The 13,999-nt window shown below is 66.3% G+C and carries 11 protein-coding genes; 8 read left to right on the top strand and 3 right to left on the bottom strand.

Translation table 11 applies throughout. The features are described from left to right. Positions 1 to 140: 140 nt before the first annotated feature. A complete protein-coding gene (locus tag QX108_RS18845) occupies positions 141 to 695 on the bottom strand; it encodes a fasciclin domain-containing protein (RefSeq protein ID WP_315781230.1) in 555 nt (184 codons plus the stop codon). 469 nt (positions 696 to 1,164) lie between these two features. Here QX108_RS18845 and QX108_RS18840 point away from each other — a divergent pair, with 469 nt between their 5' ends. Beyond that, the gene (locus QX108_RS18840) at positions 1,165 to 1,533 is read left to right on the top strand and encodes a hypothetical protein (RefSeq protein ID WP_315781227.1); all 369 of its coding nucleotides are present in this window, start codon (positions 1,165 to 1,167) and stop codon (positions 1,531 to 1,533) included. A gap of 12 nt (positions 1,534 to 1,545) precedes the next feature. On the opposite strand, the gene QX108_RS18835 is transcribed toward QX108_RS18840, so the two are convergent. Then, a complete protein-coding gene (locus tag QX108_RS18835; RefSeq protein ID WP_172133666.1) occupies positions 1,546 to 2,733 on the bottom strand; it encodes a DNA topoisomerase IB in 1,188 nt (395 codons plus the stop codon). 380 nt (positions 2,734 to 3,113) lie between these two features. On the opposite strand from QX108_RS18835, the gene acs reads away from it, so the two are divergent. From acs to cysC, 6 genes are all read left to right on the top strand, one after another. Further along, positions 3,114 to 5,066, top strand: a complete 1,953-nt coding sequence (acs, locus tag QX108_RS18830; RefSeq protein ID WP_315781225.1) for an acetate--CoA ligase — start codon at positions 3,114 to 3,116, stop codon at positions 5,064 to 5,066. 216 nt (positions 5,067 to 5,282) lie between these two features. Further along, positions 5,283 to 5,777: a L,D-transpeptidase gene (locus tag QX108_RS18825; protein WP_409998530.1), complete on the top strand. Its 495-nt coding sequence runs from the start codon at positions 5,283 to 5,285 to the stop codon at positions 5,775 to 5,777. 161 nt (positions 5,778 to 5,938) lie between these two features. Continuing rightward, a complete protein-coding gene (locus QX108_RS18820) occupies positions 5,939 to 7,969 on the top strand; it encodes a methyl-accepting chemotaxis protein (protein WP_315781222.1) in 2,031 nt (676 codons plus the stop codon). Positions 7,970 to 8,079: 110 nt separating this feature from the next. Beyond that, positions 8,080 to 9,099, top strand: coding sequence for a sulfotransferase family protein (locus QX108_RS18815; protein ID WP_315781220.1), 1,020 nt, complete (start codon positions 8,080 to 8,082; stop codon positions 9,097 to 9,099). Next, a complete protein-coding gene (gene cysD, locus QX108_RS18810; protein WP_315781218.1) occupies positions 9,096 to 10,067 on the top strand; it encodes a sulfate adenylyltransferase subunit CysD in 972 nt (323 codons plus the stop codon). The genes QX108_RS18815 and cysD overlap by 4 nt, the downstream gene beginning before the upstream one ends. Further along, positions 10,067 to 11,962 carry an adenylyl-sulfate kinase gene (gene cysC, locus QX108_RS18805; RefSeq protein WP_315781215.1) on the top strand — a complete coding sequence of 632 codons (1,896 nt, stop codon included), beginning with the start codon at positions 10,067 to 10,069 and terminating at the stop codon, positions 11,960 to 11,962. The genes cysD and cysC overlap by 1 nt, the downstream gene beginning before the upstream one ends. 132 nt (positions 11,963 to 12,094) lie before the next feature. Here cysC and QX108_RS18800 read toward each other — a convergent pair whose 3' ends face one another. Beyond that, the gene (locus QX108_RS18800; protein WP_315781213.1) at positions 12,095 to 12,349 is read right to left on the bottom strand and encodes a DUF1674 domain-containing protein; all 255 of its coding nucleotides are present in this window, start codon (positions 12,347 to 12,349) and stop codon (positions 12,095 to 12,097) included. A 196-nt stretch (positions 12,350 to 12,545) separates the two neighbouring features. Here QX108_RS18800 and QX108_RS18795 point away from each other — a divergent pair, with 196 nt between their 5' ends. Continuing rightward, positions 12,546 to 13,898, top strand: a complete 1,353-nt coding sequence (locus QX108_RS18795; protein WP_315723513.1) for an RsmB/NOP family class I SAM-dependent RNA methyltransferase — start codon at positions 12,546 to 12,548, stop codon at positions 13,896 to 13,898. Positions 13,899 to 13,999: the final 101 nt, after the last annotated feature.

Raw genomic sequence — 13,999 nt, 5'->3', positions numbered from 1 at the left:
GTTACGGGCTCAAACCGGCAAATCGATGCTTTCGGAGCGATGGCTCTCACAAAAAAGCGAGCCGGGGTGGGCCCGGCTCGCTCGGGATCGCATCCGCGAGGAGGAGGAAGAAACGGATGCGTCCGGTGTTTCGCCGGGTCTTACGACGCCGGCATCAGCACGGTGTCGACCACGTGGATCACGCCGTTCGACTGGTTGACGTTCGGCACCGTGACCATCGAGGTGCCGCCCTTGGCGTCGACGATCATCACGTTCTTGCCCTCGCGCTTGACGGTGAGCTGCTCGCCCTCGACGGTCTTCAGCATCTGGCCGTCCTTCAGGTCAGCGGCCTCGAGCTTGCCGGGCACGACGTGATAGGTGAGGATCTTGGTCAGCGTCGCCTTGTTCTCCGGCTTGACGAGCGTGTCGACGGTGCCGGCCGGCAGCTTGCCGAAGGCGGTGTTGGTCGGCGCGAACACCGTGAACGGGCCCTTGCCTTCCAGCGTCTGCACGAGACCGGCGGCCTTCACGGCTGCGACCAGCGTCGTATGATCCTTCGAATTGACCGCGTTCTGGATGATGTTCTTCGACGGATACATCGCCGCACCTCCGACCATCACGGTCTTCTCCTCGGCGCTGGCGGGCGCCACGAAGCTCGAGGTCAGCGACAGCGCGCTGAAGGCGGCGGCAGCGAGATAGGCAATGCGCTTGGACATGGATAGCTCCCTATGAACGACGGCGGCAGAGCCGCGTGATGAGTTCGACTGCGACACCGATGCTGGAATGAGCGGCTTGCTCTTGCGTCGTGTCGGGCCGAGCTACGCGAGCTTCGGGATGCGAGTTTCGCGTCATAATTTAACGTGATCCGTGAAACCAACTGCGACTGAGATCGTCTCGCCGACTCATTGGCCCAGAGGTCGCGCGCCGCAATGTCGCAGCCGTTGCGAACTCATCGCTGCGGGTCGGTCATTGGCCGACGCGGCTTCGCATTAACTACAATGCCAGCCGAGGCCGGCCGAACCTGCCGAAGACATTGCGAGTAAGACTTTCTTAAGGTTGATTGGTGGGCACGGCGCCGGCTGTGGGAAGGGGATGTCCTGCACGCTCCGGCGCGATCGGCGGGGGTTTCCAACAGTGAACAGAACGATCTGGATTGCGGGGTTCTGCCTCGTGATAATCTGCTGCTTGTTTGCAACGAAGATGGTGCTGGCGGCGGTGACGCCGGCCGATACCGCCGGCGAGACGACGTCGTCGCTGATCCGCGAGCCGATCCCCGGCGTTGATACGTTGAGCGAGAGCGATCGCAGCTTCGAGACGCCGCCGGTGGACCTCACCGAGGGCGCGCGCCTGCCGCTGATCTCGAAGGCCGTGCGCGCGGAGAGCCGTGGCGCATCGGTCGCTCGCCGTGCCAAGGTGACCAGCAAGAAGACCGTGATGCGTCCGGCCACGCGCAACGCCGAGCCGCTGAAGAGCGCGGCGGCGCCGTGCAAGCAGTTGGATCCGATCGCGCGTTTCCTGGCCTCGGCCAAGATCGGACCGCGCTGCCAAGCATAACTGATTGTTGCCTCAGGCCGAGACGGCCGTCACCACCTGGGCCAGCAGCTGTTCGCGCTTCGTCTGCGAGCGCTGGCCCTTCATGGTGGCGGCGAAGCGTTCGAGGATGCCGTCCTCGAACGCGGTCACGATGGTGTCGTGCACGTAGCTCTTGCGGCAGATCGCCGGCGTGTTGGTGAGTTCGTCGGCGGCGGCGCGGATCGCTTCCAGAATCTGCTTCTTGCGGCCGCGCGCGCTCGCCGCCGGCGTGATCCGCGACAGCGTTTCCAGCGCGACGGCCGACGCCATCAGCGTGCGAAAATCCTTCAGCGAGATCTTGATGCCGGCGATCTCGCGCAGGAAGGCGTTGACCTGGGTGGTCGAGACCGCGCGCACCACGCCCTGCGCGTCGCGATACTGGAACATGCGCCGGCCGGGCAGGCCGCGCAGAATGCCGGCGGCACGCACGAGCTTGGCGGCGTCGCATTCCTTGCGCACCGCCTTGCCGCCCTTGGCCTTGAAGGTCAGCACGAGGCAGTCGTCCTCGAGGAGAACGTTCGACTTCAACAGCGTCGCGGCGCCACGGGTGCCGTTGAGGCGCGCATAGGACTCGCTGCCGGGGCGGATCGCGGTGCGCGCGATCAGCTCGATCACGGCCGCCAGCGCAAACTCCCGCGTCGGCTCGTCGCCGGCGAGATGTTTCGACACCGCGCGGCGGATGCGCGGCAGCGCGCCGACCAGCTTGGCGAGGCGATGCGCCTTGCGATGCTCGCGCACCTTCTCCCAATCGGCGTGATAGCGGTATTGCAGCCGGCCGGCGGCGTCGATGCCGACCGCCTGCAGGTGCAGGCTGGGATCGGGCGCGTAGCGCACCTCGCGATAGGCCGGCGGCACCGCCATCGCATGGAGGCGGCGGATGGTGCCGGCATGGCGGATCTGGGTCCCGTTGGCGCGAATGAAGGTATAGCTCTTGCCGCGCTTGATGCGGCGGATGGTCAGCTCGGTCTGGTCGCCGAGCTTCAACCCGATGCGCTTGGCCAGTTCCTCGACCGTGGTCTTGGCATGCCCCTGCGCGTCGGCGGTCTTGGCGTGAGCGAGATCCTTCAGGGTCAGCTTGCGGCGGGGCGGCTTGGCCGGCCATTGGCCCAGCGCCTTCGCGAGCGCGACCTCGGGATCGGCCGGACCGACCCGGGGGCTCTCGAAATTCTGCTGGTCCATCATTGCTTTAGACGCCCTGCCGTCGTGCTCATCCGCTCAATGCCCCGGAGTCCGGTTTGGTTCCGGCGGGGTTATCCACAGCTTCAAGGCGATTTAGGGTGTGATCGCCCGGATGGCGAGTCCTTAAATTTGGGCAAAACGGCCCCATCATACCGTTACGCGAGCTGATCCGGGGTAACCTTGACGTCCGCTGGACGCGGGGGTGGCCTCACCAAAATCGCGACTGCCGCAACCTCTGCGCACAATTCTTTGATCCTGCGCAGACCGCCTCCCCGCCGAAGGTTCTACTTGTCTTGCCTTGTCGCCGCCGGTTACGCGGACGCATAGTGGGAACAACGACGGCCTGCGACGGACCACGGCGGGCCGCATGCGGAGGGTGTGAAATGTCCGAGAAGATCTACGACGTTCCGGCCGAGTGGACGAAACGCGCCTTTGTCGACGACGCCAAGTACCAGGAGATGTACGCGCGCTCGATCAAGGACCCGAACGGATTCTGGGCCGAGCAGGCCAGGCGCGTCGACTGGATCCATGCGCCGACCAAGATCGAGAACGTCTCCTACGCCCCCGGCAACATCTCGATCAAATGGTTCGAGGACGGCGTTCTCAACGCCGCCTACAACTGCATCGACCGCCATCTCGCCAGCCGTGGCGACCAGACCGCGATCATCTGGGAAGGCGACGATCCCTCGCAGTCGAAGCACATCACCTATCGCGAGCTGCATGACGAAGTGTGCAAGATGGCCAACATCCTGCGCAACCGCAACGTCAAGAAGGGCGACCGCGTCACCATCTATCTGCCGATGATCCCGGAGGCGGCCTATGCGATGCTGGCCTGCGCCCGCATCGGCGCCATCCACTCCGTGGTGTTCGCCGGCTTCTCGCCGGACTCGCTCGCCCAGCGCATCAAGGACTGCGATTCCAAGATCGTCATCACCGCCGACGAGGGCCTGCGCGGCGGCCGCAAGGTGCCGCTGAAGGCCAACGTCGACGCGGCGCTCAACAAGGTCGACAATGTCGACTGGGTCGTCGTGGTCAAGCGCACCGGCGGCAAGATCGAGATGAATCCGAGCCGCGATTTCTGGTACCACGAGGCGGCGGAGATGGTGACGACCGACTGCCCGGTCGAGCACATGAACGCGGAGGATCCGCTGTTCATCCTCTACACCTCGGGCTCGACCGGCCAGCCCAAGGGCGTGCTGCACACCACCGGCGGCTATCTCGTCTATGCGTCGATGACGCATCAATACGTCTTCGACTATCACGAGGGCGACGTCTACTGGTGCACCGCCGACGTCGGCTGGGTCACCGGCCACAGCTACATCCTGTATGGGCCGCTGGCGAATGGCGCCATCACGCTGATGTTCGAAGGCGTGCCGAACTATCCGGACAATTCGCGGTTCTGGAACGTCATCGACAAGCACAAGGTCAACATCTTCTACACCGCGCCGACCGCGATCCGCGCGCTGATGCAGGGCGGCGACGAGCCCGTGAAGAAGACCTCGCGCGCGTCGCTCCGCCTGCTCGGCTCGGTCGGCGAGCCCATCAATCCGGAAGCGTGGGAGTGGTATCACCGCGTCGTCGGCGACAGCCGCTGCCCGATCGTCGACACCTGGTGGCAGACCGAGACCGGCGGCATCCTGATCACGCCGCTGCCGGGCGCGACCAAGCTCAAGCCGGGCTCGGCGACGCGGCCGTTCTTCGGCGTGGTGCCGGAGATCGTCGATGCCGACGGCGTCACGCTCGAGGGCGCGACAGAAGGCAATCTCTGCCTCACCCGCTCCTGGCCTGGCCAGATGCGCACGGTCTATGGCGACCATGGCCGCTTCGAGATGACCTACTTCTCGACCTACAAGGGCAAGTACTTCACCGGCGACGGCTGCCGCCGCGATGCCGACGGCTATTACTGGATCACCGGCCGCGTCGACGACGTCATCAACGTCTCCGGCCATCGCATGGGCACCGCCGAGGTCGAGAGCGCGCTGGTGGCGCATCCGAAGGTCTCGGAAGCCGCCGTGGTCGGCTACCCGCACGACATCAAGGGCCAGGGCATCTACGCCTATGTCACCCTGATGGCCGGGGAGACGCCGAGCGAGGAGCTGCGCAAGGAGCTCGTCGCCTGGGTGCGCAAGGAGATCGGCCCGATCGCCTCGCCGGACCAGATCCAGTTCTCGCAAGGACTGCCCAAGACCCGCTCCGGCAAGATCATGCGCCGCATCCTGCGCAAGATCGCCGAGGATGAGCCGGGCGCGCTCGGCGACACCTCGACGCTCGCCGATCCCGGCGTGGTCGACGATCTCGTGCAGCACCGGCAGAACCGCAAGGAGAAGCAGGCCTGAGCCTGTCCGACGCGCCGTCGTCGGATCCGTCAAGGACCTCGGCACTCCCGCGGATGATTCCGCGGGAGTGTTGTTTTCAGGTCATTTACTTGCGGACGAAGTTTTCCTTTCCTCAAGTGATCCGAGTGCTCCCGGCGGGGAGTGGCACCGGTGTCACCGGGCAAGGGGGATGCGATGCGGATGGCAGCGATCAGGCTGGCCTTGGCAAAGGCGGTGATGGTGGCGGCATCGGCGATCGGCGCCACGCTGGCGACGGCCGGCACGGCTTCAGCCCGGCCCGAGCTGGTCGGCATTGCCGGCGACTATTCGCCCGGCACGATCGTGGTCAGGACAGGCGAGCGCAGGCTCTACCTCGTGCTCGATGGCAGCCACGCCATGCGCTACCCGGTCGGAGTCGGCAAGGTGGGCCGGCAATGGGCCGGCACCACCAAGATCGACGGCAAGTACAAGAATCCGGCCTGGGCTCCACCCGCTGCCGTCAAGCGCGACAAGCCGGAACTGCCGGACGTCATTCCCGGCGGCTCGCCGCGCAATCCGATGGGCGTCGCCGCCTTGACGCTCGCCGGCGGTGAATATGCGATCCACGGCACCAACGTGCCGAATTCGGTGGGCGGCTACGTCTCGTATGGCTGCATCCGCATGCTCAACCAGGACATCACCGACCTCTACGAGCGCGTGTCGATCGGCACGACCGTGGTGGTGACGCGCTGAACGACGACGCCCGCACATCGGGGAGCCAGGGCTTCTGGAATAGACTCCCTCCGAGCGGTTCCAGAACGGAACTTTTTACCTGTAGTTGTACGGTCTGCGGTATTTATGACTTCCTTAATCTTGGTTGAGCCTACTACCCAGATACAACTCTGGGGAGTGGGATGTTCGGGTTCAATTTCAAGATAGGAACGAAGCTCGGGATTACGGCGGGGATCGGTGTGCTCCTGGTCGCGGGCATGCTGGCCAACCAGATCGTCGGCAACCAGTCGATCGCCGAACTGACTCGCCTGGCCGTCATCAACATGGCCAACAAGTCCAATGCGCAGGGCGCCGACGCGGCGCTGCTGCGCGCTCAGCTCAACCAGCAGGAAATCGCCCGGGCGACGACGCCTGACCGGCTCCAAGCCAGCCTGCAGGCGCTCCAAGGCAACCTCGCCGCCGCCGGCAGTGAAGTCGAGGCCGCACGTCAGCGCGCGACCCGCGCCGTGGCGCAGCAGCTGTATGCGGAGATTCGCCAGTTCATCGACAAGTCCGCCGCAGCCGGCGCCGATTTCGCGCGCGCGCGCGGCGAGGTTCTCGCCAAGATCGCGGCCCGCAACCAGGCCTTCGACGCCTGGAAGCGCAGCTTTCCCAAGCTGACGAGCCTGCCAAGCCTGCTCGCATCCCCCGTGCATTTCAGCATCGAATCCGAACTGCGCACGGCCGATGCCACCATGGCCTCGGTCAGCGCTGCGAGCTGGCGCTTCGGCGCGACCTCGGATCCGGCGCAACGCGACATCGTGACCGCCGGGTTGGACGGACTGCTCACCGACCTGCAGAAGTCCCGCGAACTCACCAACAACAAGGACATCCAGGCCGGGATCGACGAGCTGATCACCACCGCGACCGCGTTCAAGGCGGCGGCGCTGGACTACTTCAAGGCCGACGAGGCCAGCCGGCGGATCTTCGAGGAGACGGTCGTCACCACCGATCAGGAGATCAGGAAGCGGCTGGGCGAAGGTGTGAAGATCGCCACGGACATGCTGTCGCTGCGGCAGAGCCAGTTGTCGGCCGAGATGGAGCGCGTCGGCAACGTCGCGATCGTCGTCGGCGCGCTGGTGGTGCTGATCCTGATCGGCTCGGCCGTGTTCTCGTCGCTCACCATCGCCCGCCCCATCCGGCGCGTCGGCGAAGTCCTGCTCGAACTCGCCAATGGCAACAAGGCGGTCAAGATTCCCTACACCGAGCGTGGCGACGAGGTCGGCGACAATGCGCGCGCGGCTCGCACCTTCAGGGACAACCTGATCCGCATCGAGCAGATGGAGCTCGACCAGAAGAACCAGGAGAAGATCGCCGCGCAGCAGCGCAGGGTGGAGATGATCAAGCTGGCCGATGCGTTCCAGGCGGCGGTGGGAGGCATCGTCACGACGGTTTCGTCGGCGGCGCATCAGCTCGAGGGCGCGGCCGACACGTTGACGGGCACGGCCAACCAGACGCAGTCGCTGTCCGGAATGGTGGCCGCGGCGTCGGAGGAGGCGTCGACGAACGTCGGGGCCGTTGCCTCCGCCACCGAGGAAATGAGCGCCTCCGTCACCGAGATCAGCCGTCAGGTCCACGATTCCAGCCGCATTGCCGACGAGGCGGTCAAGCAGGCCGAACGGACCGATGCCCGCATCAACGAGCTGCAAGCCGCCGCCGGCCGCATCGGCGACGTCGTCAAGCTGATCACGGCGATCGCCGAGCAGACCAACCTGCTGGCGCTGAACGCCACCATCGAGGCGGCGCGCGCCGGCGAATCCGGACGCGGCTTCGCCGTCGTCGCCAGCGAGGTCAAGGCGCTGGCGGCTCAGACCGCCAAGGCGACCGAGGACATCGGCACGCAGATCGCCGGCATGCAGGCCGCGACGCAGGAGTCCGTCGCCGCCATCAAGGAGATCGGCGCCACCATCACCCAGATCTCCGACATCGCAACGACCATCGCTGCCACGGTCGAGCAGCAGGGCGCGGCGACGCGCGAGATCGCGCGCAATGTCGGCGAAGCGGCCAAGGGCACGGCCGAGGTCGCCGAAAGGATCACGGAGGTCAACCGTGGCGCCAGCGCCACCGGAAGGGCCTCGGGGCAGGTGCTGGATTCGGCACGGTCGCTGACGTTCCAGAGCAGCAATCTCAAAGTGGAGGTGGAGAAGTTTCTAGAGACCGTACGCGCAGCCTGACCGGCTCGGTGCAGCCGGACGACGGCTGCACCGACTCGCCAGGTGGGCGCCAATCAATTTCCGAGGCCGTTTCTTTTAATCCTTTTTCAAGCTCACCCAGGAGCAAGCTCATGATTTTCGACATGACCACTGCCGGCTCGATCGAACTGATGGCCGACCTGATCCGGCACGATCATCGATCGCTCGACACCATGACCCTGTCGCCGGTCGGCGCGTTCCAGACCCGGACCACGACGCTCGAAACCCTGATGCGCGAGGTGACGGACTGCCTCGCAGAGAGCTTCCGGACTCGCGCGGCCGGGGACTTCCCAATGCTCTACTTCGCCTGCGGCAAGGCGCGGGTCGGATCGACAGCGCTGAGCAACCTGTTCGGCATGACAGGCATGCCGTCATACTACCAGCCGCTGAAAGCGATGTTGCGCGATGCGCAGGTGGCCCAACCCCTGTCGCCCTGGATCGTGCCCTCGGCGAGCGACACGCCGCGCATCTTCAGCAAGGAAACGATCGGGCCTTACGTTCTTGCGGAGAGCCTGTTCAATCCGCTGAAGCTGCTGATCGACGCCGGCTATCCGCCGGACCGGCTGCATCTCATCGCGCTCGACCGCGAGCCGGCCAGCGCGCTGGCGTCCTGGCTGGACAAGCTGATCTCGCGCGCTTCGGAAACCACCTTGCTGGCGCACTACGTCATCGCGGCGCTCAGCGCAGCGCGGGTTTGCAGCTATGCCAGCGAGCAGGACGTCGCGGTCACGCACTACGTCTACGAGGTCAGCAAGGAGCCGATCTCATCGATCCGCGTGCTGTTCGACCGCCTCGCTCTGTCGGGCTGCTTTGCCGAGGACGCCGTCACCTCCTGGCAGCAGCCGGAGCAAGGGCACGGGACCAACGCACGCGTCATTTTCCCGACCGAGGCGGCGATCTACAAGGTGCCCAACCTCCACACCTCCGACAGCGCCTACCGCTATCAGTCTCGCCCGACCAGCACGCTGACCGATGCCCAGCTCGGCGTGCTGGAGCGCTGCGGCGTCAATGCCGTCTATCGCGACTCGGTCGCTGCCTGCATTCGCGACCTCGGCCTGAACGCGGCGACATCGGCGCGCCTGTTCGGCGATCGTGCGGGAGTGGCTGCATGAACGGTCCAAGTCACTACTCCGCCGGAGGCGCATCCGCCCTCCGGCCGTCGGCGGCTGGGACGCAACCTTCGGCGCTCAGCCATCTGCGCCGGCTGGAAGCCGAGAGCATCGCCATCCTGCGCGAGGTCGCGGCCGAATTCCGCAAGCCGGTGATGCTGTATTCGATCGGCAAGGATTCCTCGGTGCTTCTGCACCTCGCCATGAAGGCATTCCATCCGGCCAAGCCGCCATTTCCGCTGCTGCACATCGACACGACCTGGAAGTTCCGCGAGATGATCGCATTCCGCGACCAGCGCGTCCGCGAGCTCGGGCTCGAGCTTCTCGTGCACGTCAACCCGGAGGGCCTTTCCCAGGAGATCAGCCCCTTCGTCCACGGCTCGGCGCTCTACACGGACGTGATGAAGACCCAGGCCTTGCGCCAGGCGCTGGAGATGCACGGCTTCGACGCCGCCATCGGCGGCGCGCGCCGCGACGAGGAAAAATCGCGCGCCAAGGAGCGCATCTTCTCCCATCGCAGTGTCACCCATCGCTGGGATCCGAAGAACCAGCGGCCCGAGCTGTGGAATCTGTACAACACTCTGCTCGCCCCCGGCGAAAGCATGCGCGTGTTTCCGTTGTCGAACTGGACCGAGCTCGACGTCTGGGACTACATCCAGCTCGAAGCCATTCCCATCGTTCCGCTGTATTTCGCCAGCCTGCGGCCGGTGGTCGAACGCGACGGCGCGCTGATCATGGTCGACGACGATCGCATGCCGCTGCAACCCGGTGAGACCCCACAATGGCGGTCGATCCGGTTCCGGACGCTCGGCTGCTATCCGCTGACCGGCGCAACGGCGTCGACGGCGTCCGATCTCGCGGCGATCGTGCGGGAAATGGCGGCATCGCGCACCTCCGAGCGGCAGGGCCGCGTGATCGATCGCGACAGCGCCGCCTCGATGGAGCGCAAGAAGGTGGAGGGCTATTTCTGATGGCTGCTCACCCCGCAATCCTGGACCGGACGCGCGAGTCGGCGTGGACGCACACCGACGACAAGCCGACCCTCCGCCTCGTTACCTGCGGCAGCGTCGACGATGGCAAGAGCACGCTGGTGGGACGGCTGCTGTTCGATTCCAAGATGCTGCTCGACGACCAGCTCGACGCCCTCGCCGCCGACAGCAGGGTGGCCGGCACCGCCGGGCCGGCGCTCGATTTCGCGTTGCTGGTGGACGGCCTGCAGGCCGAGCGCGAGCAGGGCATCACGATCGACGTAGCCTACCGCTTCTTCGCCACCCGGCGCCGCCGCTTCGTCGTCGCCGATACGCCGGGCCACGTCCAATACACCCGCAACATGGCGACCGGCGCGTCGCATGCCGAGCTCGCCGTGGTGCTGGTCGACGCCCGCAAGGGCGTCGTCAGCCAGACCCGCCGCCACAGCCATATCCTCGCTCTGCTCGGCGTGCGTCACGTGCTGGTGGCCGTCAACAAGATGGATCTGGTCGACTTCGATGCCGACCGCTTCACTGCAATCTCGGTGGCCTTCCGCACCATGGCCGAGCAGCTCGGAATTGCCGACGTGCAATGCATTCCCGTGGTGGCGTGCGACGGCGACAACGTCTTTGGCAACAGCGCGCGCATGCCGTGGTACGACGGACCGAGCGTGATGGAGCATCTCGAGGCGGTCGACGTGTCCGACGGCATCGAGAGCCGGCCATTCCGCTTTCCGGTCCAATGGGTCAACCGGCCAAATCCCGAGTTTCGCGGCTTCAGCGGCCGCGTCGCCGGCGGTACGGTCCATTGTGGTGATCCCGTGGTCGTGCAGCCCTCGGGCCGACGCAGCCGCGTCTCCGGCATCGTCACCGCCGACGGCCGGCTGCGGCAGGCCGTGTCGGGACAGTCGGTGACGCTGCTGCTCGCCGACGAGGTCGATGCGAGCCGCGGCGACGTGCTCACCTCCGGCACGCCGCCGATGGTGACCGACCACATCGCGGCGCACCTGATCTGGTTCGACGACGAGGCGATGCGGCGCGGCCGCCGCTATGTGCTCAAGTCCGGGACGTCGTCGATCGGCGCCGTGATCTCGACGATGAAGCATCGCGTCTGCATCGAGACGATGGCAAGGGAATCCGCGCTGACCCTGGAGGCCAACGAGATCGGCTGTGTGGAACTGGTTCTCGATCGGCCGCTGGTCTGCGATGCCTATCGCGACAATCGCGATCTCGGCAGCTTCATCCTGATCGACCCGTTCAGCCGTCGGACGGTCGCGGCTGGCCTGGTCGATGCGCCGCTGCGGCGGCCGGCGAACGTCAGGTGGCACACGCTCGACGTCGACAAATCGATGCGCGCGCGGCTGAAGCAGCAGAAGCCCTGCGTGCTCTGGCTCACCGGATTGAGCGGCGCCGGCAAATCCACCATCGCCAATCTGGTCGACAGGCGACTGTGCGAGCTCGGCCGTCACACGATGCTGCTCGACGGCGACAATCTTCGCCACGGCATCAATCGCGATCTCGGCTTCACGTCGGAGGCGAGGGTCGAGAACATTCGCCGGGTGACCGAGATCGCCGCACTGTTCGTCGACGCCGGCCTGATCACGCTGGTGTCGCTGATCTCACCTTTCCGCGCCGACCGCGACATGGCGCGCCGGCGCTTCGACGATGGTGAGTTCATCGAGATCCATGTCGCGACTCCGCTTTCGACGTGCGAGGCGCGCGATCCCAAGGGCCTCTACAAGCGGGCGCGCGCCGGCGAATTGTCGAACTTCACGGGAATCGACCAGCCCTACGAGGTGCCCGAGAAGCCCGACATCACCGTCGATGGCGGGGCGCTGTCGGCAGAGGCTGCAGCCGAGCTGATCGTCCGCCATCTGCGCGAGCATCATTACGTCTGAGCGCCGATCCATTGCCGATGCATCGGCCCGCTAAAGCGTGATCCGGAAAAGTGCGCAGCGGTTTTCCGAGAAGATCATGCGCAAACCACAACCTAAAGCGTGATGAGGGATTCATCCTGATCTCATCGCGCTTTAGAAGTCCGAGATGATGCCCTTTCGTTCCCAGTCGCCGTAGCGGGTCGGCTCCGGCCCCTTGGGACCCTGCAACTCCTTCGGTCGCGGCTGGGCCTGCTCGGCCGCGAGCCGACGGCGTTCCTCGGCTTCGGCCAGTGCGCGTTGCGCAGCCGGCGTCAACGGCTTGCGTGGCGACTCGTTGCTGGCGACCACGGCCAATGCGGGCTTGCGCTTCGGCTCACTCTTGGGCTCGTTCTCGGGCTCGTTGCTCATCGTACCATTCCACCATTGAACCGGTTCGTTCCCGACCTCATCAGATCGTGTGCCCACCCATGAAAAAACAGGGCTAATAAAAGCAGAGCCGATTCTTACATTTGGCATATTCCGGTGGCAGAGGACCCGCAAGCTGATGGCATGCACCCGATCGTCGCGGAACTGCCTTTCTTCTTTTCGCGAGTAATTCCCAGGCATGCCCCCGCCGCGTTTTGCGACTCCTTCCGAAGTCCCGGGCCTCGCGGCGCGGCGAATCGCCGCCGACGTCGTTGATGGGGTTCTGCACAAGCACCGCACGCTCGACGACCAGCTCGATGGCGCCGGAGCCCATCCCGGCCTGAAGCAGCTCGCCGACCGTGACCGCGCGCTGATGCGCCGTCTCGTCGCCACCACGCTGCGCCGTCTCGGCACGCTCGGCCACGTGCTGTCGCGGCTGCTCGACCGCGGCGTTCCGACCGACGCGCCGCGCGCGCAGAGCGCGCTGCTGATCGGTGCCGCCCAGATCCTGTGGATGGACGTGCCGGACCACGCGGCCGTCGACCTGTCGGTCCGGCTGGTGCAGGCCGACCGCCGAGCCGCGAAATATGCCGGGCTGGTCAACGCCGTGCTGCGGCGCTGCGCCCGCGAGGGCGCGGGCCTGCTCGACGATGCCAAGGGCCAGCCGCTCGACATTGCGCCCTGGCTGCTGAAGCGCTGGACCGACCATTACGGCGAGGCGACCGCAAAGGACATTGCCGCGGCGCTCGGCCAGGAGCCATCGCTCGACCTCACCGTCAAGTCGGACCCGGCGCAATGGGCGTCCCGGCTGCATGGCGAGGTGCTGCCGACCGGAACCGTGCGCACCGTGCTGCATGGCTCGGTGACGGTGCTGCCGGGCTTCGCCGAGGGCCAGTGGTGGGTGCAGGATGCAGCCGCCGCGCTGCCGGCCCGCTTGTTCGGCGATGTCGCCGGCAAGACGATGGCCGACCTCTGTGCCGCTCCGGGTGGCAAGACCGCCCAGCTCGCCCATGGCGGCGCCCGGGTCACCGCCGTCGACCGCTCGCCGGCCCGGATGAGCCGGCTGAAGGACAACATGACCCGGTTGCAGCTTGCGGCCGACACGGTCGTGGCCGACGCCGCCGAATGGCAGCCGGCCGACGGCGGCGGGTTCGACGGCATCCTGCTCGATGCGCCCTGCACCTCGACCGGCACCATCCGCCGCCATCCCGACGTGGGCTGGCTACGCAGCGAAGCCGACATCGCCGCGCTGGCCGGCACCCAGAGCCGGCTGCTGACCCGGGCGGCAGGCCTGCTCAAGCCGGGCGGAACCCTGGTCTATTGCACCTGCTCGCTCGAGCCCGAAGAGGGCGAGCAGGTGGTCGACCACGTTCTTGCCGGCGGCGCCGAGCTTCGCCGCGTTCCGATCGACCCGGCCGAGGTGGCCGGTCTGGCCGAGCTGGTGACGCCGGCCGGCGACCTGCGCACCCTGCCGTGCCATTTGCCCCACGCCGACCCGCGGCTCGGCGGCCTCGACGGTTTTTATGCGGCGAGACTGGAGCGGCGGCCTTGAGCGTGTCATCGTGCGCGCCGTGCACCGCCTCATTTGCGGTAGCAGGTTGAGGGCGTCGGCGTTGCGTTAGTCGTTAAATCCTGATTTTGCACCAGATTCTG

The sequence above is a fragment of the Bradyrhizobium sp. SZCCHNR1002 genome, from assembly GCF_032381435.1.
Lineage (GTDB): Bacteria > Pseudomonadota > Alphaproteobacteria > Rhizobiales > Xanthobacteraceae > Bradyrhizobium > Bradyrhizobium aeschynomenes.
This window is presented reverse-complemented; position numbering and strand designations above follow the sequence as displayed.